The sequence below is a fragment of the Pseudomonas sp. Pseusp10 genome (assembly GCF_059492225.1).
In genome coordinates this window covers 5,851,079-5,877,389 of the sequence record NZ_CP168528.1, presented here as the reverse complement: position 1 = coordinate 5,877,389, position 26,311 = coordinate 5,851,079, and the positions used below count along the sequence as shown (strand labels likewise).

The 26,311-nt window shown below is 59.7% G+C and carries 22 protein-coding genes; 10 read left to right on the top strand and 12 right to left on the bottom strand.

The window, feature by feature from the left end; genetic code table 11:
- Positions 1–3: 3 nt before the first annotated feature.
- The 7 genes from algG to yaaA form a co-directional block, all read right to left on the bottom strand.
- Positions 4–1,593, bottom strand: a complete 1,590-nt coding sequence (gene algG, locus ACEN8Z_RS26675) for a mannuronan 5-epimerase AlgG (RefSeq protein WP_495596189.1) — start codon at positions 1,591–1,593, stop codon at positions 4–6.
- Between the two features lie 26 nt (positions 1,594–1,619).
- The gene (locus ACEN8Z_RS26670) at positions 1,620–3,107 is read right to left on the bottom strand and encodes an alginate export family protein (protein WP_495596188.1); all 1,488 of its coding nucleotides are present in this window, start codon (positions 3,105–3,107) and stop codon (positions 1,620–1,622) included.
- A complete protein-coding gene (algK, locus tag ACEN8Z_RS26665) occupies positions 3,104–4,603 on the bottom strand; it encodes an alginate biosynthesis TPR repeat lipoprotein AlgK (protein ID WP_495596187.1) in 1,500 nt (499 codons plus the stop codon). The genes ACEN8Z_RS26670 and algK overlap by 4 nt, the downstream gene beginning before the upstream one ends.
- A gap of 15 nt (positions 4,604–4,618) precedes the next feature.
- Entirely contained in the window at positions 4,619–5,788 is a 1,170-nt protein-coding gene (locus ACEN8Z_RS26660) for a PilZ domain-containing protein (protein WP_495596186.1), read from the bottom strand.
- A gap of 36 nt (positions 5,789–5,824) precedes the next feature.
- Complete coding sequence (gene alg8 / locus ACEN8Z_RS26655) at positions 5,825–7,306, bottom strand: mannuronan synthase (RefSeq protein ID WP_007994047.1); 1,482 nt, start codon at positions 7,304–7,306, stop codon at positions 5,825–5,827.
- 95 nt (positions 7,307–7,401) lie between these two features.
- Positions 7,402–8,718 (bottom strand): nucleotide sugar dehydrogenase, encoded by a 1,317-nt coding sequence (locus tag ACEN8Z_RS26650; protein WP_007994045.1) that lies wholly within the window; start codon positions 8,716–8,718, stop codon positions 7,402–7,404.
- 826 nt (positions 8,719–9,544) lie between these two features.
- On the bottom strand, positions 9,545–10,324 hold the full coding sequence (gene yaaA / locus ACEN8Z_RS26645) for a peroxide stress protein YaaA (protein ID WP_495596185.1): 780 nt from the start codon (positions 10,322–10,324) through the stop codon (positions 9,545–9,547).
- A gap of 269 nt (positions 10,325–10,593) precedes the next feature.
- On the opposite strand from yaaA, the gene ACEN8Z_RS26640 reads away from it, so the two are divergent.
- The 6 genes from ACEN8Z_RS26640 (at position 10,594) to ACEN8Z_RS26615 (ending at position 15,945) form a co-directional block, all read left to right on the top strand.
- On the top strand, positions 10,594–11,718 hold the full coding sequence (locus ACEN8Z_RS26640) for a polysaccharide deacetylase family protein (protein WP_495596184.1): 1,125 nt from the start codon (positions 10,594–10,596) through the stop codon (positions 11,716–11,718).
- 337 nt (positions 11,719–12,055) lie between these two features.
- Positions 12,056–13,450: a PhoH family protein gene (locus tag ACEN8Z_RS26635; RefSeq protein ID WP_007993255.1), complete on the top strand. Its 1,395-nt coding sequence runs from the start codon at positions 12,056–12,058 to the stop codon at positions 13,448–13,450.
- A 245-nt stretch (positions 13,451–13,695) separates the two neighbouring features.
- On the top strand, positions 13,696–14,169 hold the full coding sequence (gene moaC, locus ACEN8Z_RS26630; protein WP_007972660.1) for a cyclic pyranopterin monophosphate synthase MoaC: 474 nt from the start codon (positions 13,696–13,698) through the stop codon (positions 14,167–14,169).
- Positions 14,166–14,408, top strand: a complete 243-nt coding sequence (moaD, locus tag ACEN8Z_RS26625) for a molybdopterin converting factor subunit 1 (RefSeq protein ID WP_007989957.1) — start codon at positions 14,166–14,168, stop codon at positions 14,406–14,408. The genes moaC and moaD overlap by 4 nt, the downstream gene beginning before the upstream one ends.
- Positions 14,409–14,411: 3 nt before the next feature.
- Positions 14,412–14,864 (top strand): molybdopterin synthase catalytic subunit MoaE, encoded by a 453-nt coding sequence (moaE, locus tag ACEN8Z_RS26620; RefSeq protein WP_033042207.1) that lies wholly within the window; start codon positions 14,412–14,414, stop codon positions 14,862–14,864.
- 304 nt (positions 14,865–15,168) lie between these two features.
- Positions 15,169–15,945, top strand: coding sequence for an ABC transporter substrate-binding protein (locus ACEN8Z_RS26615; protein WP_495596183.1), 777 nt, complete (start codon positions 15,169–15,171; stop codon positions 15,943–15,945).
- Between the two features lie 130 nt (positions 15,946–16,075).
- Here ACEN8Z_RS26615 and ACEN8Z_RS26610 read toward each other — a convergent pair whose 3' ends face one another.
- From ACEN8Z_RS26610 to ACEN8Z_RS26590, 5 genes are all read right to left on the bottom strand, one after another.
- A complete protein-coding gene (locus ACEN8Z_RS26610; RefSeq protein ID WP_495596182.1) occupies positions 16,076–16,717 on the bottom strand; it encodes a helix-turn-helix transcriptional regulator in 642 nt (213 codons plus the stop codon).
- A gap of 90 nt (positions 16,718–16,807) precedes the next feature.
- Complete coding sequence (locus tag ACEN8Z_RS26605; protein WP_495596181.1) at positions 16,808–17,935, bottom strand: NAD(P)/FAD-dependent oxidoreductase; 1,128 nt, start codon at positions 17,933–17,935, stop codon at positions 16,808–16,810.
- A gap of 147 nt (positions 17,936–18,082) precedes the next feature.
- Complete coding sequence (locus ACEN8Z_RS26600) at positions 18,083–19,027, bottom strand: ornithine cyclodeaminase family protein (protein WP_495596180.1); 945 nt, start codon at positions 19,025–19,027, stop codon at positions 18,083–18,085.
- Between the two features lie 138 nt (positions 19,028–19,165).
- Complete coding sequence (gene rhlB / locus ACEN8Z_RS26595; protein ID WP_007998588.1) at positions 19,166–20,656, bottom strand: ATP-dependent RNA helicase RhlB; 1,491 nt, start codon at positions 20,654–20,656, stop codon at positions 19,166–19,168.
- Between the two features lie 98 nt (positions 20,657–20,754).
- Positions 20,755–21,411 (bottom strand): alpha/beta hydrolase, encoded by a 657-nt coding sequence (locus ACEN8Z_RS26590; protein ID WP_495596179.1) that lies wholly within the window; start codon positions 21,409–21,411, stop codon positions 20,755–20,757.
- A 467-nt stretch (positions 21,412–21,878) separates the two neighbouring features.
- Here ACEN8Z_RS26590 and ACEN8Z_RS26585 point away from each other — a divergent pair, with 467 nt between their 5' ends.
- The 4 genes from ACEN8Z_RS26585 (at position 21,879) to ACEN8Z_RS26570 (ending at position 26,058) form a co-directional block, all read left to right on the top strand.
- Positions 21,879–22,910 (top strand): amino acid ABC transporter substrate-binding protein, encoded by a 1,032-nt coding sequence (locus ACEN8Z_RS26585; protein ID WP_007972676.1) that lies wholly within the window; start codon positions 21,879–21,881, stop codon positions 22,908–22,910.
- 65 nt (positions 22,911–22,975) lie between these two features.
- On the top strand, positions 22,976–24,157 hold the full coding sequence (locus tag ACEN8Z_RS26580) for an amino acid ABC transporter permease (RefSeq protein ID WP_108228530.1): 1,182 nt from the start codon (positions 22,976–22,978) through the stop codon (positions 24,155–24,157).
- A gap of 10 nt (positions 24,158–24,167) precedes the next feature.
- On the top strand, positions 24,168–25,265 hold the full coding sequence (locus tag ACEN8Z_RS26575; protein ID WP_495596178.1) for an amino acid ABC transporter permease: 1,098 nt from the start codon (positions 24,168–24,170) through the stop codon (positions 25,263–25,265).
- 28 nt (positions 25,266–25,293) lie between these two features.
- On the top strand, positions 25,294–26,058 hold the full coding sequence (locus tag ACEN8Z_RS26570; protein WP_007998578.1) for an amino acid ABC transporter ATP-binding protein: 765 nt from the start codon (positions 25,294–25,296) through the stop codon (positions 26,056–26,058).
- Positions 26,059–26,311 lie beyond the last annotated feature (253 nt).

Here is a 26,311-nt window from a genome sequence, read left to right as displayed (position 1 = left end):
TCCTCAGTCCCGCATTTCGGTCTGGCGTTCGACGGGGTCGATCAGCACGGCTTTCTGCTGGCGCACCAGCAGGTCGAGAATTTCATCCTGACGATCGCCGAGGATGCCGGTGAAGCTGATGCCGCTGGATTTGGTCGGCGCGAGCATCGACACGCGATACAGCTCGACACTCAGCGGCGAGTCGATGGACAGCGGTCCGCTGCCGTTGGCTGCCAGTTCACCACCGACCACGATCAGCGACACCTGGGCGTCGAACGGGTCGAGCTTGATGTCACGGTCGGTGTTGCTCAGGTCCTTGATGTGGCCGTAGACACCGGTCAGGCCGTTGGCCATGGCGACGTTTTCGTACAGGCGAATGTTCACGCTGTTACGAATGCGGATGCCGTGGCGCTTGTTGCTCAGCACGCGATTGCCCCACAGCAGGTTGTCGGCACTCTCGTAGAGGGTGATGCCGTCGGTGTGGTTCTGGTAGATCTCGTTGTGGGCGATCAGGTTGTTCACGCTGTTACGGTCGATCACCAGCCCCGAGAGGTGGTTGTCGTAGCTGCGGTTGTTGAAGATGAAGCTGTCGTTGACCTCACGGGAAATAATGATCCCGTGTTTCTTCTTGGTCCCGTACACCGTGTTGTCGGCAATGATCAGACCGTGGGAACGGTCGTGCGGGTCGATGCCGTAGACGATGTTGTCTTTGTAGGTGTTGCCCTTGACCACGAAGTCGCGGGTTTCGTAGCAGTAGAAGCCGTACCACATGTCCGAGAACTCGGAACCGACGATCCAGCCGGTCGGTTCAGGGCGCTTGAGTACCTTGGCCATGTTCGGCGTGTACTGGGAAATACTCACGCCGTAGGACTTACTGTTGGCGTAACCGAAACTGGCGATCTTGCTGTTGGCGATGTAGGTCTCGGTGCCGCCCCAGGACAGCAGGAACGGGCGGAATTCCTTCGGCGAATTGAATGTCGCCGGGCCGTTGTCCTTCTCGCGCCAACCAGTGATTTTGGTGTCACGCACGAACAACTGGCCGTCGTTGACCAGGAACGCACCGCCCTCCTGGGACAGGCGCAGTTCCTGGGTCTGCTTGTCGATTTCGAGGATGCCGTGACGACCGACCACGATCGGCAACCGGGACAGGAACACCCCCGGCGAGGTTTCGCTGAAGTACTGCTTGGGGACTTTTTTCGCCAGGTCCTTGAGGTTCATGTAGCCGTCGTCGACGAAGATCGCCTGGGGGATGCCGTGCTGACGCACCACCCATTCGGCCATCTTGTTGTCACCGCCGATGAAGTCCTTCAGGGCGTCTTCCTGCATCATCCGGCGCAGGCTGATCTTGCCCGGTTTGCTGCGCACGATTTTTGCCGCGATGGCCTCGGCTGTGTAGCCGGAAATGTCCGGCAATTTCGGCTTTTCAAGCTCCAGCGGTGCGGTCGGTGCGCTGCTGACGGTGTAGGTCTTGGCCTGTTGCAGTTCCTTGGCGACGGTGGCCGCATGTGCCGGTTTGGCAGGCGCTGCCGGCTCCACGTTGGCGAAGGCGACCGAGCTTGCCAGCAGCATCGCGCCGGTCAGCAAGGTGAGCGAACCTCGCTTCGAATTGTTCATGTCGGGCACTCCCTTCGCGGTTTGCATCAGAAGCGCCAGATCACGTCGATGAACGCACGGTGCATGTACGAATCGACCTGACTGCCATAGGCATCGCCCGGCTTGAACACGCCGCCACGGAAGCGCACCAGGGCCGAAGGCTCGTCGATCGACTGGCTCAGTGCTGCCGGCAACAGGCCTTGCTTGAAGTACTTGGTGACCACCAGGTCCATCTCCTGACCGAGGTCTTTTTCGCCATCGTTCAGCGGCAGGGAAGTGGTGGAAAGAATTGCGCCGGTGGCGTCGTCGGTGTTGTTTTCGACCGCGTTGATGCCATTGCTGCCGATCGGCTTGTTGCCGTCGACGCGCCAGAATTTGTGGTAGATCAGGCTGGCGTCGTATTCGTCGTTGAGCATCCACGAGCCGAACAAAGTCGCGGTCTGCATGTTTTGCATTTCGCCACGGAAGGCTTCGCCGAAACGGTGAACCCGCGAGCGCGTACCGGTGTAGTTCGAGCGGTTGCTTTCCAGACCGTTCTGTTCGTACTCGGCGCTGGCTCGGGCATAGGCGGCACCAACTTGCCATTGCGGGTCGAGGCGCAGGCGCACGCCGATATCGGTGGCCCAGCCGTTGAGGTTTTCACCGCGCTTGGCTTCGGCCGGTGACGTACCATCGGCGTTCAGCGGGTTGACCTTGTCGATGTCACCGCTCATGCCGGTGATGCTGCCCCAGTAATTGACCGTGTTGGTATTGCGCCAGTTATAGGCGTCGCTGTCGGCGGTCAGGCCGATCCAGCTGATGTCACCGTTCTGTTTCTTGTCCAGCGAATCGGCCGGCACACCCGGCTCCGGGAAGTCGAGCTTGCCGTTGTCATGGGTGTGATGACCGCGAATGCCGACCCAGTTGCCCGGTGTCCACTGATACGAAGCATCGGCGTAGGCGTGCAGGCGGTCCTTGTCTTTCGGGGCGAGTTCCGTGAGGTCGGTGCGGTACTCGCTGAAACGTTCGGCGACCCCGACGTTGGCGCGCAAGAGGGTTGTGTCGAACGTCCAGTTCAGGGCTTCGATGTTGGTGTCGCGCCATTGGCCGTCGGCGTTGTGCAGACGTTGGCGACCGAGCTTCAACTGCTCGCCCGGATACGGCGTGAGTCCGCTGTAGCCGACCCAGAATTCGCGCATGGCCAGGTAGTTTTTCTTGGTCTTGCGATCACCGTTGTCGGTGGGCGTGGTGCCATCACTGGCGGTCCCTTGCAAGGTGTCCGTCTCGATGATGTCGGTGGCCGTCACGGCTTGCCCCATGGCATAGGCGCTCCACGCGCCGCTTTCGCCATAGATCCATGGGCGCAGGTCGAGGCCGACGCCGTTGACGTCGCCACCGCTCTGGGTACCGAGGTCACTGTCGTCTTCGGATTGGCCGGTAACCTTCACTTCCAGACCAAAGTTCTTGGTTTCAGTCATCGCAGCAAGCGTCGGGCAAGACCAGATCAGCGCGAATGTCAGGCCGATGCCGGCCTTCATGAATGGATTCAACTTCATTGGGATTCCTCGCTGACTTCTTCTTGCAGGGTGTGCAGTTCCGGCGTGTTCGGGCTCAGGGCACCGCGCACGGACTGTTCTTGTTTCAACAGGCGTTGGGCCTCGGCCAGCCGGTCGGGCGGCAGTTGCGTTTGGATTGTTTGCGCAAGCTCGGTGGCTTGCGGGGTGTTCTGGGCCAGGGCCAATTGACTGAAGACATACGCATTGACCGGGTCAGGCCTGGTGCCCTTGCCTTGGGAAAACAGTTGGGCAATGGCGAAGTCGGCGCTGTTCTGGCCGTTGCGCGCAGCGGTCAACAGGTGGTCGAGGGCCTTCTGTGGATAGACCTTGCCCAGGTAGCCACGGCGATAGATCTGGCCGAGGTAGTAATCGGCAGCGACTTCGCGGCCGACGGCTTTCTGGAAGTGCGCTTCGGCGACCTTGGCGTCAGCCGGCACCAGTTTGCCTTCGAAGTAGAGCTTGCCCAGCAACAGCTCGGCGCGGGGCTGGTCGGCGGCGCGGCCGTTGTCCAGGTACTTCATCATCTGGTCGACGTCGCCCAGTTCAGGGAAGTCGTAGAGCAGCTGCGCGAGGCTGACCCACGACGCCGGGTAGCCCGGGGCGATCGGTTCGAGCAGCGACTGCGCGGTTTTTTCGTCGGTCTTGCCCAGGGTCGAATCGGCGAGCACACGGGCGACGCTGTCGACACGCTGTGCCGAAACGCTGCCGCGAGCATGAGCCGCTTGCATCTGCTTGATCAGCTCGGCCTGTTGCTCTGGCTTGGCCTGTTTCTGGTAGACCGTGGCCAGTTCGACGTAGCAGATGTCGCTGGTGTTGAGCGCGCCTTTGCAGATTTTTTCCACGTCTTCCAGATGCTGGTCGTAGGTGCCCTGGGTGCGATAGAGCAGCACTTGCGCCAAACCGGCTTCCGGTTTGTTTTCGGCACGCCATTGGCTGATCTGCTGCTGCGCATTCACGTTGGGAAAGCTGTGCGGGTATTGCAGGTACAGCATCGCCAACGGGATCAGCGTGTTGCCTTCGCCTGCAGCGGCAGCTTTTTTCAGCAGGGTTTCGGCTTCGTGTTGCTCGGCTTCAGTGGAGCCGGGCTTGGCCACCAGCAAGCGCCCGAGGCGCGCCTGGGCACGCGGCGAAACGCTGGCCGCGGCACGGTAAGTCGCCTCGGCCTGTTTCATCTGCGCCGGGTCGCGACTGTCGACCTGGATATCGGCCAGACCGACCTGGGCTTCGCTGTAGCCCAGGTCTGCCAGTTGCCGGTAGTTCGCCGCGGCGGTGGCGGTATCGCCGCGCTTGAGAGCTTCGTTGGCCAGGCGCTGGTCGGGGAGGCCGGCGCAACCGGCCAGGCTCACCGCCAATGCAATGGCACACAGCGGACCCATGTGGGAGCGAGCTTGCTCGCGATGCGGCTGGCTCGGTGCATCAGACAGACCGCGTCGATCCCATCGCGAGCAGGCTCGCTCCCACAGGGTCGGCGGCGTGTTGAGGGTTGGAGTAGTCACAGGCATGTCCTCGACTTAAAGACCGACAGCCATGGCTTTGTCGATCAGCCAGTTCAGGTTCGGGCCACGGTCGCTGCTCACTTCCGCCGGGCGGCCGGCGAGGGAGCTGTCCAGGGTTTCGTCCGGCTGGATCAGGACGCGGATGTCCGAGGACAGGTCGGCGCTTTTCAGGCTGGTGCTGCTGACGATTTTGCCGGTGCGGGACTTGTCCTCGCCGGCGATCTGGAAACGCACCGAAGTGCCCGGGCGCACGTCGCCGAACTGGCGATAGGAGAAGCGTGCTTCAACATTGGCTTCGCTGTTGCGCGGCACCAGTTGGAAGATCACGTCGCCCTTGCTGGCGTACTGACCGTTGGCGACCATTTGCTGGGCCACGGTGCAATCGCAAGGCGAGGTCAGGGTACCGGTCATTTGCTTGCCGAACAGTTCTGCAACCTTGGCCGGTTGCAGTTGGTCTTCGTCCAGATGGCCCTTGAGCACGTCGAGCATGCTGGTGCTGAAGGTCGCCAGCGGTGCGCCTTTGGCGGCCACGCCGTCGGCTTTCACCAGGCTCTGCACGGTACCGTCGCGAGGCATGGTGATGTTCACGCCCGGCACGCTGACCAGACCGGCCTGGGCGTGGCTGACGAAGTACATGCCGTACACCGATTTGAAAACGAAGCCGAAGGCAGCCACACCAACCACGAAGACCCCCAGGCTGAAGGTCACGGCTTTCAGGCGTCCGAACGCGGACATGCCGTGGCCGCCGTCCTTGACCTTGCGCGCCTTGGTGAAGTTGTCGCGCTGCAGGGTCGCCAGCATTTCACCCACGCTGACGATGTCGCCCGCCAGGTGCGAGGTGATCAGGTGGCGCAGGGTCGAGATGTCCCGTGGTTCCAGGTTCTGGAACTGGCAGCCGGCGCGTCCGGTCTCGCGATCGAAGGAGCGGACTTGCAACTCGACGTCCATGGCCAGGCCGAGGTTGTCGATGACGAATTGCAGGCGGGCCTTGTACACATCGCCAATTTTCAGCGGCAACTGACCGGCGTTGAACGCCAGGCCACCGGCGGACAGGTCGATCACCCGGGCTTCGACCGGTGTCCGGTCAGGGCCGAAGAAACGCAACTTGGCCGGGATTTTCACGCGGGCGTGTTGGCGCTGGGCTTCGGATTCGTGCACTACGTTGGCGTTGACGGCGGTATTCATAAAGGCGATTTCCTGGTTAATTCAATAAGGGGGCGGTCAGACCATCAACAGCAGCACGGCGACAAAAATGCTGCCGGCAGAGAAGGTCATGGTCCGAGACGACCAGGTGTTGAACCAACGCTGAAAGCTGGCGAGGTCACGGGTCAGGTGGGTGGGCTGGCGGGTCCAGGACTGTTGGTCGAGGCGGAAGAACACGTAGATCTTCACCAGCGCGCCGACGATCTGGTTGTAATAGAGAATCGCCGGGTAGGCCGGGCCGATCCGGTGTCCGGAGCACGACAGCAACAAGGTCAGGATGAACCGGGTGATACCGATCCACAGCAGGTACACCAGGATGAACGCGGTGCCGTACTTGAAGCTGGCGATCAACGCCACGGTCAGGCCCAGCAGCGAGGTCCACATCGACACGCGCTGGTCGAACAGCACCACCGAAGTGAACACGCCGAGGCGTTTGATCCCCAGGCCCAGGGCCCGGGAGTTCTGCCGCAGGTTGTTGCCGTACCAGCGGAACATCAGTTTGCGGCTGGCCTTGATGAAGCTCTTTTCCGGCGGGTGTTCAACGGTGTTGATCGCCGCGTCGGGCACGTAGAACGTGTCGTAGCCCAGACGCATCAGGCTGAACCAGCTCGACTTGTCATCGCCGGTAAGGAACTTGAAGCGACCCAGGCGCCAGTGTTGCAGCGAGTCGCTTTCCACGTCGGCGATGAAGTCCGGGTTGGTGACCACGGTGGCGCGGAACACCGACATGCGACCGGTCATGGTCAGTACGCGCTTGGACAGGGCCATCGAGCACATGTTGATGTGGCGCTGGGCGAAACGCAGCTTGTGCCATTCGCTCATGATGTAGCCGCCGCGCACTTCGCAGAATTCGTTGGTGGTCAGGCCGCCGACGTTGCCGAACAGCTGGAACCACGGCACGGTCTTGAGCACCACGCCTTCGCCGAGCACGGTGTCGCCATCGATCACTGCGACCACGGCGCGATCATCCGGCAGGTGCCGGGAGATGGCGCGGAAGCCGTAGGCCAGGCCATCGCGTTTGCCGGTGCCGGGAATGCGCACGAAGTCGAGCTTCACCCGGGACGGCGGGTTCATCCGGTTCCACAGGCTTTTCACCAGCAGCTCATCGGACATTTCCACGATGGAGCAGACCACGGTGGTCGGCAGGCCGCAGTCGATGGCTTCGCGGATCACCGAGCTGTAGACCTGCGCAGTGGTCAGGGCGTCGATGCGGAAACTGGTGACCATCAGGAACACGTGGGACGGGTCAGCCGCTTTGCCCAGCTTGCGCACTTTGCGCCGCAGGTGCGGGTAGACGATGTACAGAAAAATCATGCCGCGCACAAAGTGCGTGGCACCCATCGAATAGCGCCAGATACCCACGGCGCCAATCAGGAAAATGAAGTCCTTCGACTCGGAGTCGAACGTGGACACGGGCAACGCCATGGCGAGGCCCATCAGTAAACTCAGGTAGAACAGCCAACCGGCGGCCTGGAGTAGGCCGTGTTTTAGCCTGTGCATAATCGGAATCCTAAAGTCAGTTGCAAGCCCCAAGCTTCAAGCCCCAAGCGAGGAGCTTTGAACTTGCGGCTTGGAGCTTGAAGCTTGCGGCTGCCTTACCAGCAGATACCTTCGGCCCGGCTATTGGTGCTGGTGGCCTTGGACATGAAGCCAACCAGGTCAATTACCTGCTTGCCGTGTGGAACGTCCTGCACCAGAGCGCGGAACTTCTCGTCGCGGTTGCCGAGGATGATCACGTCGGAGTTGTTGATCACTGCGTCGAAGTCGGCGTTGAGCAAGGACGAGACGTGAGGGATCTTCGACTCGATGTAGTCCTTGTTCGCGCCGTGAACGCGGGCGTACTCGACGTTGCTGTCGTAGATGCTCAGGTCATAGCCTTTGCCGATCAGCATTTCCGCCAGGTCGACCAGCGGGCTTTCGCGCAGGTCGTCGGTGCCGGCCTTGAAGCTCAAGCCCAGCAGGGCGACTTTGCGTTTGTCGTGGCTGGAAACGATGTCGAAAGCGTTCTGCACCTGGGATTCGTTGCTGCGCATCAGCGAGTTGAGCAACGGGGCCTCCACGTCCAGGGAACCGGCGCGGTAGGTCAGGGCACGCACGTCCTTTGGCAGGCACGAGCCGCCGAAGGCGAAGCCTGGGCGCATGTAGTACTGGGACAGGTTGAGGGTCTTGTCCTGGCAGACCACGTCCATCACTTCGCGACCGTCGACGCCGACCGCCTTGGCGATGTTGCCGATTTCATTGGCGAAAGTGACCTTGGTGGCGTGCCACACGTTGCAGGTGTACTTGATCATCTCGGCGACCGCGATGTCCTTGCGGATGATCGGTGCGTCGAGCTCTTCGTACAGCGATTGCAGAACGTCGCCGGACGCTTTGTCGAATTCGCCGATGACGGTCATTGGCGGCTGGTCGTAGTCGGCGATCGCGGTGCTTTCGCGCAGGAACTCCGGGTTCACGGCCACGCCGAAATCAACACCGGCCTTCTTGCCGGAGCAGTCTTCGAGAATCGGGATGACCACGTTGGCCACGGTGCCCGGCAGTACGGTGCTGCGCACGACGATGGTGTGGCGGGTAGATTTGTCACGCAGGACAAAACCGATTTCGCGGCACACCGCCTCGATGTAGTTCAGCTCCAGATCGCCGTTCTTTTTGCTCGGCGTGCCCACGCAGATCATCGACAGATCGGTGTCGCGAATCGCCTCGGCGAAGTTGGTGGTACCACGCAGACGACCGGTCTGGATGCCCTGGGACAGAAGTTCGCCCAGGCCCGGTTCAACGATCGGCGATTTGCCGGCATTGATCATATCGATCTTGTCTTTGGCCACATCGACGCCGACGACGTCATGACCCCGTGCAGACAGGCAACCGGCACATACTGCGCCGACGTAACCCAAACCAAAAATGCTGATGCGCATCGCAATTACCTCTCTGTTATCAAGCTTGTATTCATCAAGCCATTAGATGGCCGGAGTTAATGGTGTTCAGCGGTGATAGTGCACTCGCAAGTACGCCTTACAGGCGCAACGATGCCACGTGCTGGCATATAAGTTACGAGTGTCTAAATAAATGCACTCAAGGTGTGCGCAACTAGGTCTTGTAATTATTATTTGCCCTGTTATGCAGCCGATCCTCCTTTCAGGGGATGCAGGTGCAAAAAGGTGCTGCACGCTTGATCTCAGGCCGAAAGCCCGTGGATCAAGCGGTTGGGTGCTCGGGTGAGCACGTTTATAGGGGCGCTGCCGTGGCCTTGTAGGGGATAGTCATACCGCTTTATCTCCTGTCCGCTTGCTGTTGTCCAAATCAGTGATTAGTCAGCGCAAGTTAGTATTACAACTTCGCTACAAGAATCGCTTATCTGCGTAAGTTATCTCGTACACGCTCGGCGAGAATCGTTACGGGTGGTATGAGCGGCGCGTTTGGACATAGTTCCAGTCCGCTCATCGTGAAATCTGAAATTTTTTGAAATATTGAGAAAGATGGCACTGCTCTCAAACTGATAGCACTTGCCGTTTCGCCCTTTATATATAGGCGGATAATTGAGGTGGATAGTTTTTTGCCACTACTGTTAAAAAAAATCAGTGCCACTACGCAAAAAAATGATTGAAGTCGAGTGAAACTAAAGTTAAAAAACCAGGTGGTGTATTTTTGGCGCCATAAAAATGGCGTAAGTGGCGGGAAAGTCTGAAGTGAATCCAAGGTCGGCGCACGAGGGTTGTGGGAGTCGTGCGCCGACTGGATGCATCACTCTGGTGCGTGATCGCGCAGGAACACCAGATTGTCCGGTTTGGACTGTTCGGCGCTGTAGCGATAGCCCTGAATATCGAATTGCTTGAGGGCGGCCGGATCGTTGATGCGTTCTTCGATGACGAAGCGGCTCATCAAGCCACGGGCCTTTTTCGCGTAGAAGCTGATGATCTTGTACTGGCCGTTCTTCAGGTCCTTGAATTCGGTATTGATGATGCGCGCGTTCAACGCGTTGCGTTTGACCGCCGAAAAGTACTCGTTTGACGCCAGATTGAGCAGCACGTCATCGCCTTGATCGGCCAGGGCTTCGTTCAGCCATTCGCTGATGCGTGTACCCCAGAACGCATACAAGTCCTTGCCCCGGGCGTTAGCCAGTCGGGTACCCATTTCCAGGCGATAGGGTTGCATCAGGTCCAGCGGGCGCAGCAATCCGTACAGGCCGGACAACATGCGCAAATGCTGCTGGGCATAGTCGAAATCGGCTTCGCTGAACGTTTGCGCATTCAGGCCGGTGTACACGTCGCCCTTGAAGGCCAGCAACGCCTGCTTGGCGTTTTCCGGGGTGAACGCGGGGGTCCAGCTGCCGAATCGCGCGGCGTTGAGCCCGCCGATCTTGTCGGAGGCGTGCATCAACTCGCTGATTTGCGCCGGCGTCAGTTCGCGCAATTGCAGGATCAACTCCTGGGAGTGGTCGAGGTACTGCGGCTGGGTGAAGCGCTGGGTCGCCGGCGGTGTTTCATAGTCGAGGGTCTTGGCGGGTGAAATCACCATCAGCATGAAGTCGTCTCCTTTAATCGTGGCGGCGATTCTAGGGGGTTGTCCTCGTTGACTCCAGCTATCGCGTCCATAGGTGATGATCGGTGGCTTTGCACAAATCCCTGTAGGAGCGAGCTTGCTCGCGATAGCGGTCTGACATTCGGAAAAGATGTTGGCTGATGCACCGTCATCGCGAGCAAGCTTGCTCCCACAGGAGATTGGGGTTGCTGCGGGAATGAGGGCCGCGATCAGCTATAGTGCCGCGCGGGTTTTGTTATGGAGACATCCCATTGCGTATCGCTTTACTCATCTCGATCTGGCTACTGAGCGTCACTGCCATCGCGGCACCGGGCGATGTGGCGACGCTCGATCGCAGCACCTGGCCAGAAAAACTCGACAACCCGACGCTGTTCGACGTGGCGTCGAGGGCTGAGATCCTGATGTTTTCCAGTGTACTGTTGGCCAGCGAGTCGCTGGATGAACCCGCCCTGGCCCAGCGCCTGGGCCTGCGCACGATCAATCTGGAGTCGGTCAACCGGGTTCGCCAGCGCATGTGGCAACGGCTGCTGGCCAGCTACAACTTCGCCCAACAGAGTTGCGACCAGGATGCCTCCTTCTGTTTTCTGGTCGAAGACATGCCCACTTTGCGCGAGCAAGCTGCCAGGTTTCAGGTCAGTGCAGACAGCTATTACATCAAGTGGGCCGAGCCGAGCCGTGTGTTTCACACCCAGTATCTGGACGAACAGTTGCGCAAAGCCGCGCTGTTCCCGCAAACCAGCAGCGAAGTCGATCGTTTTGGCGACTATGAGCGCACCGGCGACGAGATGCATGACCGGCTGTTTCTGCTGACCTTCGACAGCTCCGCCAACGCTGTGCCGGATAACACCGCCTGGGTCACCGAGTACCTGCGCAAGTCGAACATGAGCGGGACGTTCTTCGTCCTCGGCAAGGACATCCAGGCCCGATTGGCCGAGCGTTCGGTGAGTGACCTGCAAGCGACCTATTCAACCCAGTGCATCGGCGTACAAGGCTGGGAGTTTCGCTCCCACAGCCACTGGCAGGACTGGCAGGACTCGGTGCGCCGCAGCTCCGAACTGGTCAAAAGCAAACTGCCGGAGAACTACGTGCCGCTGTTCCGTCCGCCCGATGGCCAGCGCCGTTCCGATGCCGAAGGTTTCTTCAAGGCTCAGGGTTTGCAGGTCGCGCTGTGGGACATCGACGCCCAGGACGGCGCCGGCAAACTCAAGGGCAACCCGAGCGCGCAACGGGTGCTGACCCTGATGCTGCTGTGGCGGCACGGCGTGATCAATTTCAATGTGAAGCAGGACGGGGTGAAAACGGCATTGCCGTGGCTGGTTACGCAAACGGCGCCTGTCGGGATCGGCTGGGAGGATTGCCAGGATGCGCTTCGCTGAAAACGACAAAAGCCCGTAGATATTGGGTTTTTGGCGATTTTGGAAGGAGATTCGTTGCAGGTGGACTTCCGACTGTAAACGGGTGATGGCAGTCCGCCAAGTGCTATTGGTCATTCTGAAAAATAAACTTCAAAAAAGCGTCAAAGTGCTTTTTTCTGTCACACGTTTTGGAGTATTACGAAGACAGACCGCCGAAACCTGCAACACAGGTGGCGTCTCCCAAGACCCAGCTATGTAGGCAGAACACTTGAGTCCCCGCAGGTGTATTCGGCAGTCACTTCGAGGCGCAGCACCGCCAAGGTATTGCGTCGACTGGCTCCCACAAAGGTGACCGAGTATGGATGATCACGGACGTAGCTCTTCTTCCAACCAGCCAATCCTTTATGTACTCGATACCAACGTATTGATTCACGATCCAAACGCGCTGCTTAACTTCGAAGAACACCACGTCGCGATCCCGATGACCGTGCTTGAGGAGCTCGACAAGCTCAAGAGCGGGCATCACAGCGTTGCTGCCGAATGCCGCCAGGCCATCCGCCTGATCGACAAGACCCTGGGCGATGCCTCACCCGAGGACGTCGAGCAGGGTGTGCCGATCCAGCGTGGCAAAAGCGGACCCAAGGGTTTGCTGTCAATTCTGATGAGCAAGCATGCCGAGCCGAACCTGATTCTGCCCGAGCACCTGAATGACAACAAAATCATCAATCAACTGATCGATCTGCACGCGCGCGACCCGAAGAAGCCCGTGGTGCTGGTCACCAAAGACATCAACATGCGCCTCAAGGCGCGCGCCTGCGGGATCGCGGCCGAGGACTACAGCACCGACCAACTGGTCGATGACGTATCCTTGCTGCCCAACGGCTACCACAACATGACCGGCTCCTTCTGGGACCGCGTGAGCAAGGTCGAAACCCGCCAGGACCACGGCCGCACCTGGCATCAGGTGCAGTTGATCGACAACCTGCCGGCAGTGCACGTCAACGAGTTCATCATCGATGAACAGGGCTTTGTCGGCTGGATCAAGGAGATCGAAGAGGACCGGTTGCTGATCCTCGACCTGCACCAGGAACCGCTGCTGCACCAGGAAGCCTGGGGCCTGAAGCCGCGTGATATCTATCAGAGCCTGGCGTTGTACGCCTTGCTCGACCCGGACATCCACCTGGTCAACCTGTCGGGTGCCGCGGGCTCGGGTAAAACCATCCTGGCGCTGGCCGCTGCGATCGAGCAGACCATGGTCAGCAAACGTTATCGCCGCATCATCGCCACCCGCAGCGTGCAGGGCCTGGACCAGGAAATCGGCTTCCTGCCCGGCACCGAGGCGGAAAAAATGGAGCCGTGGCTGGGCGCCATCACCGACAACCTCGAAGCCTTGCACATGGATGACGAAAGCACCCATGGCAGCGTCGACTACATCCTCAGCAAAGTGCCTTTGCAGTTCAAATCCCTCAACTACATCCGGGGCCGCAGCTTCCAGCAGAGCCTGATTTTGATCGACGAATGCCAGAACCTCACGCCGCACCAGATGAAAACCATCATCACCCGTGCCGGCGCCGGTTCCAAAGTGGTGTGCCTGGGCAACCTGGCACAGATCGACACCCCTTACCTGTCCGCGACCAGCTCCGGGCTGACCTACCTCACTGAACGCTTCAAGGACTTCCCGAACGGGGTGCACATCACCCTGCAAGGGGTACCACGTTCGATCCTGGCCGAATACGCCGAATCGCATCTGTAACTGTCCACCGAAACCGGGCGGCCGCGAGGTCGCCCGGTTTTTTATGCCCAACACAAATCCAAATGTAGGAGCGAGCCTGCTCGCGATGGACGTCAACGAAAATGCGTGCTGCCTGAATGGCCGCATTGTCCCTACATTTTTCGCGAGCAGGCTCGCTCCTACAGGGGATGTGTGACCCGACAATCGTGCGTGCGAAAAATTGACCCACAGGTTTACAATCGATGCTCCTGATCAGGAGTAAATCCGTGCTGACTCATCTCGATTCCCAAGGTCGCGCCAACATGGTCGACGTCACCGAAAAAGCCGTGACGTTCCGTGAGGCGACGGCCCAAGCGCTGGTGCGCATGCTGCCCGAAACCCTGCAGATGATCGTCAGCGGCGGTCACCCCAAGGGTGATGTGTTTGCCGTGGCGCGCATTGCCGGCATTCAGGCGGCGAAGAAAACCAGCGATCTGATTCCCCTGTGCCATCCGCTGATGCTGACCGGCGTCAAGGTCGAGCTCAGTGCCGAAGGTGACGATTCGGTGCGCATCGTGGCGCGCTGCAAGCTGTCCGGGCAGACCGGCGTCGAGATGGAGGCCCTGACCGCCGCCAGCGTCGCCGCGCTGACGATCTACGACATGTGCAAGGCCGTGGACCGTGGCATGACTATCGAAAGCGTGCGTCTGCTGGAGAAGGTTGGCGGCAAGAGCGGTCATTTCCAGGCGGAGCAGCCATGAACGTTACCGTGAAGTTTTTCGCTCGTTATCGTGAAGCGCTGGGGCTGGACTCGGTGAAGGTTCAAGGCGATTTCGCCACTGTTGACGACGTCCGCGCACTGTTGGCTCAGCGTGACGGTGCCGAGGTGTTGAGCGAGCAAAACCTGATGTGCGCCCGCAACGAAGACTTGTGCCAGCTCGACGAGCCGGTGAGCGAGGGTGATGAAGTGGCGTTCTTTCCGACTGTGACCGGAGGCTGAGCCATGGCCATTCGCGTGCAGTCCACAGCGTTCGATCCGGGTGCTGAAGTCAACGCCATGCACGACGCCAATGTCGGTGTGGGTGCCGTGGTGAGTTTTGTCGGCTACGTGCGCGATTTCAATGACGGCCTGGACGTCGCCGGGATGTTCCTCGAACACTATCCTGGCATGACCGAAAAAGCCCTGGGCAAGATCGCCACCGAGGCTGAACAGCGCTGGCCCTTGCTCAAGCTGGAAGTGCTGCACCGCATCGGCGCCCTGGAGCCGGGCGAGCCGATTGTCTTCGTCGGCGCGGCCAGCGCCCATCGTCAGGCGGCATTCGACGCCTGCGCCTTTGTCATGGATTACCTGAAAACCCGTGCGCCGTTCTGGAAGAAAGAAAACACCAGCGATGGACCACGGTGGGTCGAGGGGCGTGACAGTGATCATGCGGCGGCGGATCGCTGGAAGCAGTAACTCCTGCGGCGTTCTCAAGTCAGCCTTCGCGAGCAAGCCCGCTCCCACAATGGATCTGGTTGAATACAAATTTTGTGTACGACACAGAACCTTGTGGGAGCGGGCTTGCTCGCGAAGGGGCCATCTGACTCACCCAATACCTTGCAGAACCACCGCCCGACCATCGGCCGGCACGGGCTGCATTTGCCTGATTGACGACCAATACATAAAAGTCCAAGATGGAATTATAAGTACAAAAAATTTCCACCCGTTTCAGCTTTTTCTTCTGTCTTGCCAAACCAACAACAACCGCGAGAAAACGAACATGAAGAAGTTCCCCCTCATCACCGGTCTGGCCTTGAGCCTGTTGGCGTGCAGCGCTGTGTTCGCCGCCGAGAAAACCTTGCGCATCGGTATCGAAGCGGCGTATCCACCGTTCGCCTCGAAAACCGACAAAGGCGAAATCGTCGGTTTCGACTACGACATCGGCAATGCGCTGTGCGCGCAGATGAAGGTCAAGTGTGTGTGGGTCGAAGGCGAGTTCGACGGTCTGATTCCTTCCCTGAAAGTGAAGAAAATCGACATGGCGCTGTCGTCCATGACCATCAATGAAGACCGCAAGAAGTCGGTGGACTTCACCCACAAGTACTATTTCACTTCGTCGCGCCTGGTGATGAAGGACGGCGCGGTGGTGGATGACCAGTACGCCAGCCTCAAGGGCAAGACCGTTGGCGTGCAGCGCGCCACCACCACCGACCGTTACGCCACCGAGGTGTTCGAGCCCAAGGGCATCAACGTCAAGCGCTATAGCAACAACGAAGAAATCTACATGGATCTGGCAGCCGGTCGCCTTGATGCGATTTTTGCCGACACCATTCCGCTCAATGACTTCCTGTCGATGCCGCGTGGCCAGGGTTACGCCTTTGTCGGGCCGGAGCTGAAAGACCCGAAGTATGTGGGCGAGGGTGCCGGGATTGCCGTGCGCAAGGGCAACACCGAGTTGGTCAGCGAGCTGAACACGGCCATTGATGGCATTCGCAGCAGTGGCGAGTACCAGAAGATTTCGGACAAGTACTTCAAGTCGGACATCTACGGCGACTGATAGTCCGCTATCGCGGGCAAGCTCGCTCCCACAGGTTCAGTGGTGTACATATCTCTTGCGCACGACTCGGACACTGTGGGAGCGAGCTTGCTCGCGATGAGGCCCTGCCAGCCAATACATCTCTTGGGGCTCAGCCCTTCAATTCCTTCAAATGCTTGTACACCGTCGCCCGCCCCATGTTCAGCACATTCGCCACATAGTTCGACGCACTTTTGCCCTTGAACGCGCCTTCGGCGTGCAACGCCAGCACCAGTTCACGCTTGTGGTCGCGGGTCAGCAGATTCAGGCTCAACTGACGTTCGCGCAGCCAGGCGTGGAGGAAGGTGTTGATCCGTTCCTGCCAGTCATCGCGGAACAGTGAGTCCGGTTGCGGGATCAGCTTGGTCGGCGACAGGAACAGATCCAGAGCGGCCTTGGCATTCTCGAACAGCGAAATATTCAGGTTGATGCACAGCACCGTCAGCGGATGTCCCTCGCTGTCGCGTAGCACCGTGCTGAGGCTGCGAATCTTCTGACCATCCCAGTTGAGCTTTTCGTACGGTCCGATGTTTCGTTCGCTGACATCGTCGCTGAGCATGTCTTCCAGCGCCGAGTCGTCGCCGATTTCCCGCTTGGACAGGTTGTTGGCGATGTAGTCGACCTTTTGCGTGCGCAGGTCGTGCAGCACCACTTCGGCGTGGGGAAAGAACAGCGTGGCGATGGCATCGGCGATCGCCCGGTAGTTATCCAGCGACGTGGTGTCCGGGGTGGAGTCTTTTTCGGGGGCGTTCATACAGTGGAACTCCAGGCAGCGTCAGCGCCCCATCAAAGGGGCGCTGAAAGTGTGCCGTAATCGTGGGGGCTCGTCACCTGAGGATCAGGATCAGCCGAGGCGGGCGGGGGAGAGCATTTCGGCACTCAGGCCGAAGCGGCCGAGCGACTCGGGCAATGCTGCGCCGCGTACCAGTGCCGCGCTGGCCTGGCCCATGGCGGGTGAAGTCTGGATTCCATAACCGCCTTGTGCCGCGACCCAGAACAGCCCCGGCACCTGTGGATCGAAGCCGGACAGCAAGTCGCCGTCGCTGACGAAGCTGCGCAGGCCGGCCCAGGTCCGGGTCGGGCGGCGAATGGTCAGGGTGGTGGCTTCTTCGATCTGGTAGATGCCCATGGCAATGTCCAGCTCTTCGGGTTGCACGTCGTGGGGCTCCACCGGGTCGGCGTTGGCCGGCGAGCCGAGGAACATCCCGGCGTCGGGTTTCATGTAGAAGGATTCGTCGAGGCTGACCATCATCGGCCAATGGTGGATGTCCACGCCTTCGGGGCCGGCGAAGATGAACGCGGCACGGCGTTTTGGTTGCAGCCCCAGCGGCTTCGCGCCGGCCAGTTCGCCGATCTTGTCGGCCCAGGCGCCGGCGGCGTTGATGATGATCGGCGCGCTGAACGTCTGGGTGCCGGTCTGGACGTGCCATGTACCTTGGTCATCGCGGCTGAGGCTGACGACTTCGCTGTCGGTGTGTACTTCGCCCTGATTGCGGCGGATGCCGCGCAAATAGCCCTGGTGCAGGGCGTCGGTGTCGATGTCGCTGGCGGTCGGATCGTAGATCGCGCCGTGGACTTTTTCCCGGCGCAGGATCGGCACCAACGCGCAGGCCTCGTCGACGCCGAGCAATTGCATCTCCGGCACCGTGGTTTTTGCGCTCTGGTATTGCCTGTTCAGTTCTTCCGGGTCACCGGTCAAGTCCACGGTCATTTCGCCGCGCGGGGTCAGCAGCGGGTGTTCGCAGAAACCGCTGGGCGGGTTGTCGAAAAAGTCCCGGCTGGCCAGGGTCAACGCCCGCACTTGCGGGGTGCCGTAGGCTGCGGTGTACAGCGCAGCCGAACGGCCGGTGGAGTGATAGGCCGGATGGGATTCGCGTTCGAGCACGATCACGCGACCATGCTGCGACAGCCAGAAACCGGTGGAAGCGCCGGCAATCCCGCCGCCGATGATGATGAAATCTGCCTGGCTCATGAACGTCTCCTTTAGAGCGCAAATGCCAATGAAGTCGGTGCCTTTGTGGGAGCGAGCTTGCTCGCGATGGCGGTGTATCAGTCAAATCATTTCTGAATGACAGATAGCTATCGCGAGCAAGCTCGCTCCCACAGGTGACTGTTGGTGTCAGTACGTGAGGTGGTAGATCGCATTGGCCAGCGCAATGTCTTCCAGGCCCAGGCCAATCGAGCGGAAAAACACGTGGCGATCGTAATCCGGGCGCTGGGCTTTTTCGCTGAGCAGGTCGGGCAGGTCGCCGACAATCGCACTCCTGTCCCAACCGTGCTGCTCGGCGGCGATCAGCATTTCACCGGCGGAGCCCGGGGTGGTCAGGCGATAGTCGCAGTACACCTGCATGTCGTTGAGGCACTGCGGCGGCACTTCGTGGGCACGCGGCGCGTTGGTGCTGATGGAGGTGATCAGCGCCGGTTTGCGCAAGCTCGACGGATCGATCACCGGACCGGCGGACGAGGTGCAGAGCATGATCACGTCGGCGTCCTGAACGGCGGTTTCGCGACTGTCGACGATGTTCAGGCGTGGCTCGATGTTTTTCAGCAGGCTGACGGTCTCGGCATCTTCGCTCAGGCTCGGCGAGTACAGGCAGATGCTCTGCCAGTCGCGCAGGCCTTTCACGTAATGCAGGTGCGCCTGGGCCACTTTGCCGCTGCCGATGATGGCCAGGCGATTGGCTGTTAGCGGCGCGAGGGCATCGACGGCCACCGCTGTGGTCGCAGCGGTGCGTGCCGTGGTCAGTTCGCCTGCATCGCAAAGCAGTAGCGGTTGGCCGGTCTGCATCGACATCAACAGTGTCCACGCTGTCACCAACGGTCCCTGTTCACGGACGATGTACGGCGACGTTTTGATCCCGTACACGCCGTCTTCGGCCAGCACACCCAGGTAGTTGATGAAGTCGCCGGCGCCCTGTGGAAACTCCACCAGTTGCTGCGCCGGTTGTACGGCTTGCCCGGCGGCCAGGTTACGGAACAGTTTGCGCAGGATCTGCGGCACATCGACCTGCGCCAGTAGCTCGCGAGCCTGGGCTTGGGTAATCACTTGCGGCGTACTGGACATGATCGGCTCCGGAGCTGGAAGTAAACTAATTTGTCTATTATGGACTTTTAGTTATCGCGAGCAAGCACCTGTTGAAAAAAAGCCGGACGAAAAAAAAGCGCAGTCCGTTTCCGGCTGCGCTTGTTCTTGCAACGTCACTCAGTGCGGACGCTTGCGCTCAATCGCCCGCAACAGATGCGTCGGTGGCGTTTCACAGCTGATCTTGCGGCCCAGCAGTTCTTCGATGGACGGTAGCTGGTAGGAGTCGTCTTCACCGGCAAAGCTGATGGACACGCCGTCGGCACCGGCACGCCCGGTACGCCCGATGCGGTGCACGTAGTCGTCCGGCACTTCCGGCAGGGTGAAGTTGATCACGTGGCTGATGCCGTCGATGTGGATGCCGCGACCGGCCACGTCGGTGGCGACCAGGACGCGAATCTTGCCTTCGCGGAAACCTTCCAGAGTCTTGATGCGCTTGTGCTGCGGCACGTCGCCGGACAGTTGCGCGGCGTTGATGCCGTCGCGCACCAGGCGTTCTTCGATGCGCCGCACTTCATCCTTGCGGTTGGCGAAGACGATCACCCGCTCCCAACCATTGTCGTTGACCAGGTTGTAGAGCAGTTTGTATTTGTCAGCACCGGCCACCGCGTAGATGTGCTGCTCGACGTTTTCGCTGGCCACGTTCTGCGACTCGATCTCGACGATCGACGGGTCGGTGGTCCATTGCTTGGCCAGGTTCATCACATCTTCGGTGAAGGTCGCGGAGAACAGCAGCGTTTGACGCTCGGACTTCGGCGGCGTCTGGCGAATGATCTGGCGCACTTGCGGGATGAAGCCCATGTCGAGCATGCGGTCGGCTTCGTCCAGCACCATCACTTCGACCATGTCCAGATGCACGTCGCCGCGCTGGTTGAAGTCCAGCAGGCGGCCCGGCGTGGCCACGAGGATGTCGCAGTGGCGGGCTTCGAGGTGCTTGAGCTGCTTGTCGAAGTCCATGCCACCGACGAACGTCATGACGTTGAGGCCGGTGTACTTGGTCAGGTCGGCGGCGTCCTTGGCGATCTGTACCACCAGTTCGCGGGTCGGCGCGATGATCAGTGCCCGTGGCTCACCCATGTAGCGCTCTTTCGGCGGCGGGGTTTGCAGCAACTGGGTGATGATCGAGATCAGGAACGCAGCGGTCTTGCCGGTGCCGGTCTGGGCGCGGCCGATGGCGTCTTTGCCCGCGAGGGTGAAGCCCAGCACCTGGGCCTGGATCGGCGTGCAATACGGGAAGCCCAGGTCCTGGATGGCGTGCATCAGTTCAGGGGCGAGTTTGAAGTCGTGGAAGCGGGTTTTGCCTTCCTGGGGTTCGACGACGAAGTCTTCGAGTTTCCATGGGATCACCGGCGCCTTGGGCTTGGGTTCGCGACGCGGTTTGGCGGGTTTCGGCGTTTCGCTGAGCGGCTGCTCCGGGGCTGTTATCGCCGCAGGCTGGGCAGCTTTTGCGGTCTTTGGCTCATGCTTGGGTGCCGCGGTGGTGGCGGCCCGTTCAGACTGATTACCGTCGGTGCGGTGGCCGGGAGCGTGAGACGCAGGGCTGGGAACTGGCGCGAGTTGCTCAGTCTCGCTTTTACCGAACATTTTCTTGAGTGCTTTGAGCACGGTCATCTCATCAATTGGTTAAGGAATGTACGCCGGCCAGTGTAATGCAAGAATCAGGCGCGGCGTAGTGGGATGGATCAAAGGGCGCTTTTAAACAGGAATGCTTAACGCAAGCGCTCGGCGAGCCATGTGCCGATGTCGCGAATTTCTTCGGGTAACACTTCGTGACCCATTGGGTATTCCTGCCATGTCACGGTGACACCACGCTGCTTCAAATGCTCGTAGGCGCTGCGTCCCATCGAGTTTTGCACCACATCGTCATATTGGCCGTGCATCGACAGTACCGGTATGCGCTGCTGGCTGGCGGACAGTTCCAGTTCATTGCTGAAGGTTGGTGCATAAGTAGAAAGGGCAACGATGCCACCCAGTGGTCCCTGCCATTTCAGAAACGCGGTGTGGAACACCACGGCACCGCCCTGGGAAAAACCTGCCAGGAAAATCCGCGAGGCGTCTATTCCGCTGGCCTTCTGCGATTCGATCAGTTCGATGATCCAGTTGGCAGACTCCTCCAGCTGCTCGCGGTTGATCGCGCGCGCCGGGCTCATGGCCAATATGTCGTACCAGCTCGGCATCTCGTAACCGCCATTGATGGTCACGGCGCGGCTCGGTGCTTGGGGCAAAACGAAGCGGGTGCTCAGCAGGCTTTCCTGTAGGGCTTCGGCTACCGGCAGGAAGTCATAGCGATCGGCGCCCAGGCCATGCAGCCAGATGACGCAGGCGTCTGCGGTCTTGACAGGTTCAAGAATCAAGGGGTTGGTCATGGCTGCTCCAATGTTGTGCGTGCGCGCTCATTAAGTGCGTGATCCAAGTGCGCGTCGGGTTGATCCGTTAAGAAGATGTCGCAAGGGTACAAGTTTTGCTATTGACCTGCTGCTGAACCGCTTTAGTAGGCGGTGTGGTACGGGCTTTGCTATGGAGAAATGGTGCAACACATCTCATGCCCGGCGGTAACACTATCAGTGTACTGCCGACTGTGGGATAGCAATGAATCCGGTGATGGATGTTCGCCAAGGGCCGCTACGGGGCTTCGCGAACGTGAAAGGGCTACCGCCCGTTCGGCCGACTGGTGAGAGTGAGTTTTCCATGACGTGGATTTTCTCCTACTAGACTCATAGCTAACGTCTTACGTCGGTTGACCCCAAAACAAGCCAACACGGGTCGACTACGCCTCAAAAGGGTGCGACAGGACTCACGCTCCGACACAACAAGAGCAAAACTGGAGGTTTGAATGAAGATGTTGAAATCCACCCTGGCTATCGTGACTGCAGCCGCGGTACTCGGTGTCAGCGGGTTTGCCCAGGCGGGTGCAACCCTGGATGCAGTGATGAAGAAAGGTTTCGTGCAGTGTGGCGTCAGCGATGGCCTGCCAGGCTTCTCGGTTCCGGATTCCACCGGCAAAATCGTCGGTATCGATGCTGACTACTGCCGTGCAGTAGCAGCTGCCGTCTTCGGCGACGCGACCAAGGTCAAGTTCAGCCAGTTGAACGCCAAGGAGCGCTTCACCGCGCTGCAATCCGGCGAAATCGACATTCTGTCGCGCAACACCACCATGACCAGCTCCCGCGACGCGGGCATGGGCTTGAAATTTCCTGGTTTCATCACTTACTACGACGGCATCGGCTTCCTGGTAAACAACAAGCTGGGCGTGAAAAGCGCTAAAGAGCTGGACGGCGCGACCATCTGCATCCAGGCCGGTACCACTACCGAGCTGAACGTTTCCGACTACTTCCGCGGCAACGGCCTGAAATACACCCCGATCACCTTTGACACCTCCGACGAGAGCGCCAAGTCGCTGGAATCCGGTCGTTGCGACGTACTGACCTCCGACAAATCCCAGCTGTTCGCCCAGCGCAGCAAGCTGGCTTCGCCGAAGGACTACGTGGTTCTGCCGGAAACCATTTCCAAGGAACCTCTGGGCCCGGTCGTGCGTAATGGCGACGACGAGTGGCTGGCCATCGTGCGCTGGACTGGCTACGCCATGCTCAACGCTGAAGAAGCCGGCATCACTTCGAAGAACGTCGAAGCCGAAGCCAAGGGCACCAAGAACCCTGACGTTGCCCGTCTGCTCGGCACCGACGGTGAATACGGCAAAGACCTGAAAGTGAAGAAAGACTGGGTCGTGCAGATCGTCAAACAAGTCGGCAACTACGGCGAAGTGTTCGAGAAAAACCTCGGCAAGAGCACTCCGCTGGAAATCGACCGCGGGCTGAACGCTCTGTGGAACGCTGGCGGCATTCAATACGCACCACCAGTGCGCTGATGGTTCTATCACCCGGTGGGCCAACCGCCGGGTGATGTTCTGTTCCATTATTTCCGGGGCACTTCATGCAAAATTCAATCGGCGCACCAAAGCAGAGGCTCAGCCTCAGCGATCCACGCGTGCGTGCTTGGGTATTCCAGATCATCACGATTATCGGGGTGGTCTCGTTAGGCTGGTTTCTGTTCGACAACACGCAAACCAACCTTCAGCACCGGGGCATTACCTCCGGTTTCGACTTTCTTGAGCGCAGTGCCGGTTTCGGTATCGCCCAGCACCTGATCGACTACACCGAAGCGGACACTTACGCCCGGGTGTTTGTCATCGGCCTGCTCAATACCTTGCTGGTGACCTTCATCGGCGTGATCCTGGCGACGATCCTGGGGTTCATCGTCGGTGTGGCACGACTGTCGAAGAACTGGATCATTGCCAAGCTGGCGACGGTGTACGTGGAAGTCTTCCGCAACATCCCGCCGCTGCTGCAGATCCTGTTCTGGTACTTCGCGGTGTTCCTGACCATGCCGGGGCCGCGTAACAGCCATAATTTCGGCGATACCTTCTTCGTCAGCAGCCGTGGCCTGAATATGCCGGCGGCGTTGATGGCGGACGGCTTCTGGCCGTTTGTAGTCAGCATCGTGGTGGCGATCGTTGCCATCGTGCTGATGAGCCGCTGGGCCACCAAGCGCTTCGAAGAAACCGGTGTGCCGTTCCACAAGTTCTGGGCCGGCCTGGCGCTGTTCCTGGTGATCCCGGCCTTGTGCGCGCTGATCTTCGGTGCACCGCTGCATTGGGAAATGCCGAAGCTGCAAGGCTTCAACTTCATTGGCGGCTGGGTACTGATCCCGGAACTGCTGGCGCTGACACTGGCCCTGACCGTTTACACCGCGGCGTTCATCGCCGAGATCGTGCGTTCGGGCATCAAGTCGGTCAGCCATGGCCAGACCGAGGCGGCGCATTCCCTCGGCCTGCGCAACGGTCCGACCCTGCGCAAGGTGATCATCCCGCAAGCCCTGCGCGTGATCATTCCGCCGCTGACCAGCCAGTACCTGAACCTGGCGAAGAACTCCTCGCTGGCGGCCGGTATCGGGTATCCGGAAATGGTCTCGCTGTTCGCCGGCACCGTGCTCAACCAGACCGGTCAGGCGATCGAGGTGATTGCCATCACCATGAGTGTGTACCTGGCGATCAGTATCAGCATTTCCCTGCTGATGAACTGGTACAACAAGCGCATTGCGCTGATCGAGCGGTAAGGAATAGCGCATGAGTACTCATACTTTCAAACCTGACATGCCTCCACCGGGCCGCAGCATCGGTGTGCTGGCGTGGATGCGCGCGAACATGTTCTCCAGCTGGCTCAACACCCTGCTGACCCTGTTTGCGTTCTACCTCATCTACCTGGTGGTGCCGCCGATCCTGCAGTGGGCCATCCTCGACGCCAACTGGGTGGGCACGACCCGCGCCGACTGCACCAAGGACGGAGCTTGCTGGGTGTTCATCCAGCAGCGTTTTGGCCAGTTCATGTACGGGTACTACCCGCCGGAACTGCGCTGGCGCGTGGACATGACCGTGTGGCTGGCGATCGTCGGCGTGGCACCGTTGTTCATCTCGCGCTTTCACCATAAAGCGGTGCACGGGCTGGGCTTCCTGGTGTTGTACCCGATCATTGCCTACTTCCTGTTGCATGGCGGCATTTTCGGCCTGACCAACGTGGCGACCAGCCAGTGGGGTGGCCTGATGCTGACCCTGGTTATCGCCACCGTCGGCATTGCCGGTGCGCTGCCGCTGGGGATTGTCCTGGCTCTGGGCCGTCGTTCGAACCTGCCGGCGATTCGGGTGGTCTGCGTGACCTTCATCGAGTTCTGGCGCGGCGTGCCGTTGATTACGGTGCTGTTCATGTCTTCGGTGATGCTGCCGTTGTTCCTGCCTGAAGGCATGAACTTCGACAAGCTGCTGCGGGCACTGATCGGTGTGATCCTGTTCCAGTCGGCCTACGTGGCTGAAGTGGTGCGTGGCGGTCTGCAAGCGATTCCCAAAGGTCAGTACGAAGCAGCGGCGGCGATGGGGCTGGGCTACTGGCGCAGCATGGGCCTGGTGATTCTGCCGCAAGCCCTGAAGCTGGTGATCCCCGGCATCGTCAACACGTTCATTGCGCTGTTCAAGGACACGAGCCTTGTGATCATCATCGGCCTGTTCGACCTGCTCAACAGCGTCAAGCAAGCCGCCGCCGACCCGAAATGGCTGGGCATGGCCACTGAAGGCTATGTGTTCGCAGCCCTGGTGTTCTGGATTTTCTGTTTTGGTATGTCGCGCTATTCCATGCATCTGGAACGCAAGCTCGACACTGGCCACAAGCGCTAAGTCGCTACCTAATTTAGGAAGTTTTGTGATGAGCGAAGCAATCAAACAACCTGTGAGCCCTGAAGGTATTATTCAGATGCAGGGCGTGAACAAGTGGTACGGCCAGTTTCACGTACTCAAGGACATCAACCTCAACGTCAGGCAGGGCGAGCGAATCGTGTTGTGCGGCCCGTCGGGTTCCGGCAAGTCCACCACTATCCGCTGCCTCAACCGTCTGGAAGAACACCAGCAGGGCCGCATCGTGGTCGACGGCGTGGAACTGACCAACGACCTCAAGCAGATCGAAGCGATCCGTCGTGAAGTCGGTATGGTGTTCCAGCACTTCAACCTGTTCCCGCACCTGACCATTTTGCAGAACTGCACGCTGGCGCCGATGTGGGTGCGCAAGATGCCCAAGCGCAAGGCCGAGGAAATTGCCATGCATTACCTGGAACGCGTACGCATTCCGGAGCAGGCGCATAAGTTCCCGGGGCAACTGTCCGGCGGTCAGCAACAGCGTGTGGCGATCGCCCGCGCGCTGTGCATGAAGCCGAAAATCATGCTGTTCGACGAACCGACGTCGGCACTCGACCCGGAGATGGTGAAAGAGGTACTGGACACCATGATCGGCCTGGCCGAAGACGGCATGACCATGCTCTGCGTGACCCACGAAATGGGCTTCGCCCGCACCGTGGCCAACCGCGTGATCTTCATGGACAAGGGCGAAATCGTCGAGCAGGCCGCGCCGAACGACTTCTTCGACCACCCGCAGAACGAACGCACCAAGCTGTTCCTGAGTCAGATCCTGCATTGATCGAATCCAGGCAGTGAAATAAACCCGGACAGAGTTCCGGGTTTATTTTTGCCTGGAATTGAACATTCGATGGTCTTGCCACAGTCCCTGTGGGAGCGAGCTTGCTCGCGATGAGGCCGCCACCTTCAACACTGATGGTGACTGATCCGCCGCTTTCGCGAGCAAGCTCGCTCCCACAGGTTTCGCGTTGCCAAATCCCCGGTGGTTGCTCTATGGAAACAAGCTGACTAACATGTCAGAAAATTCATCCTAT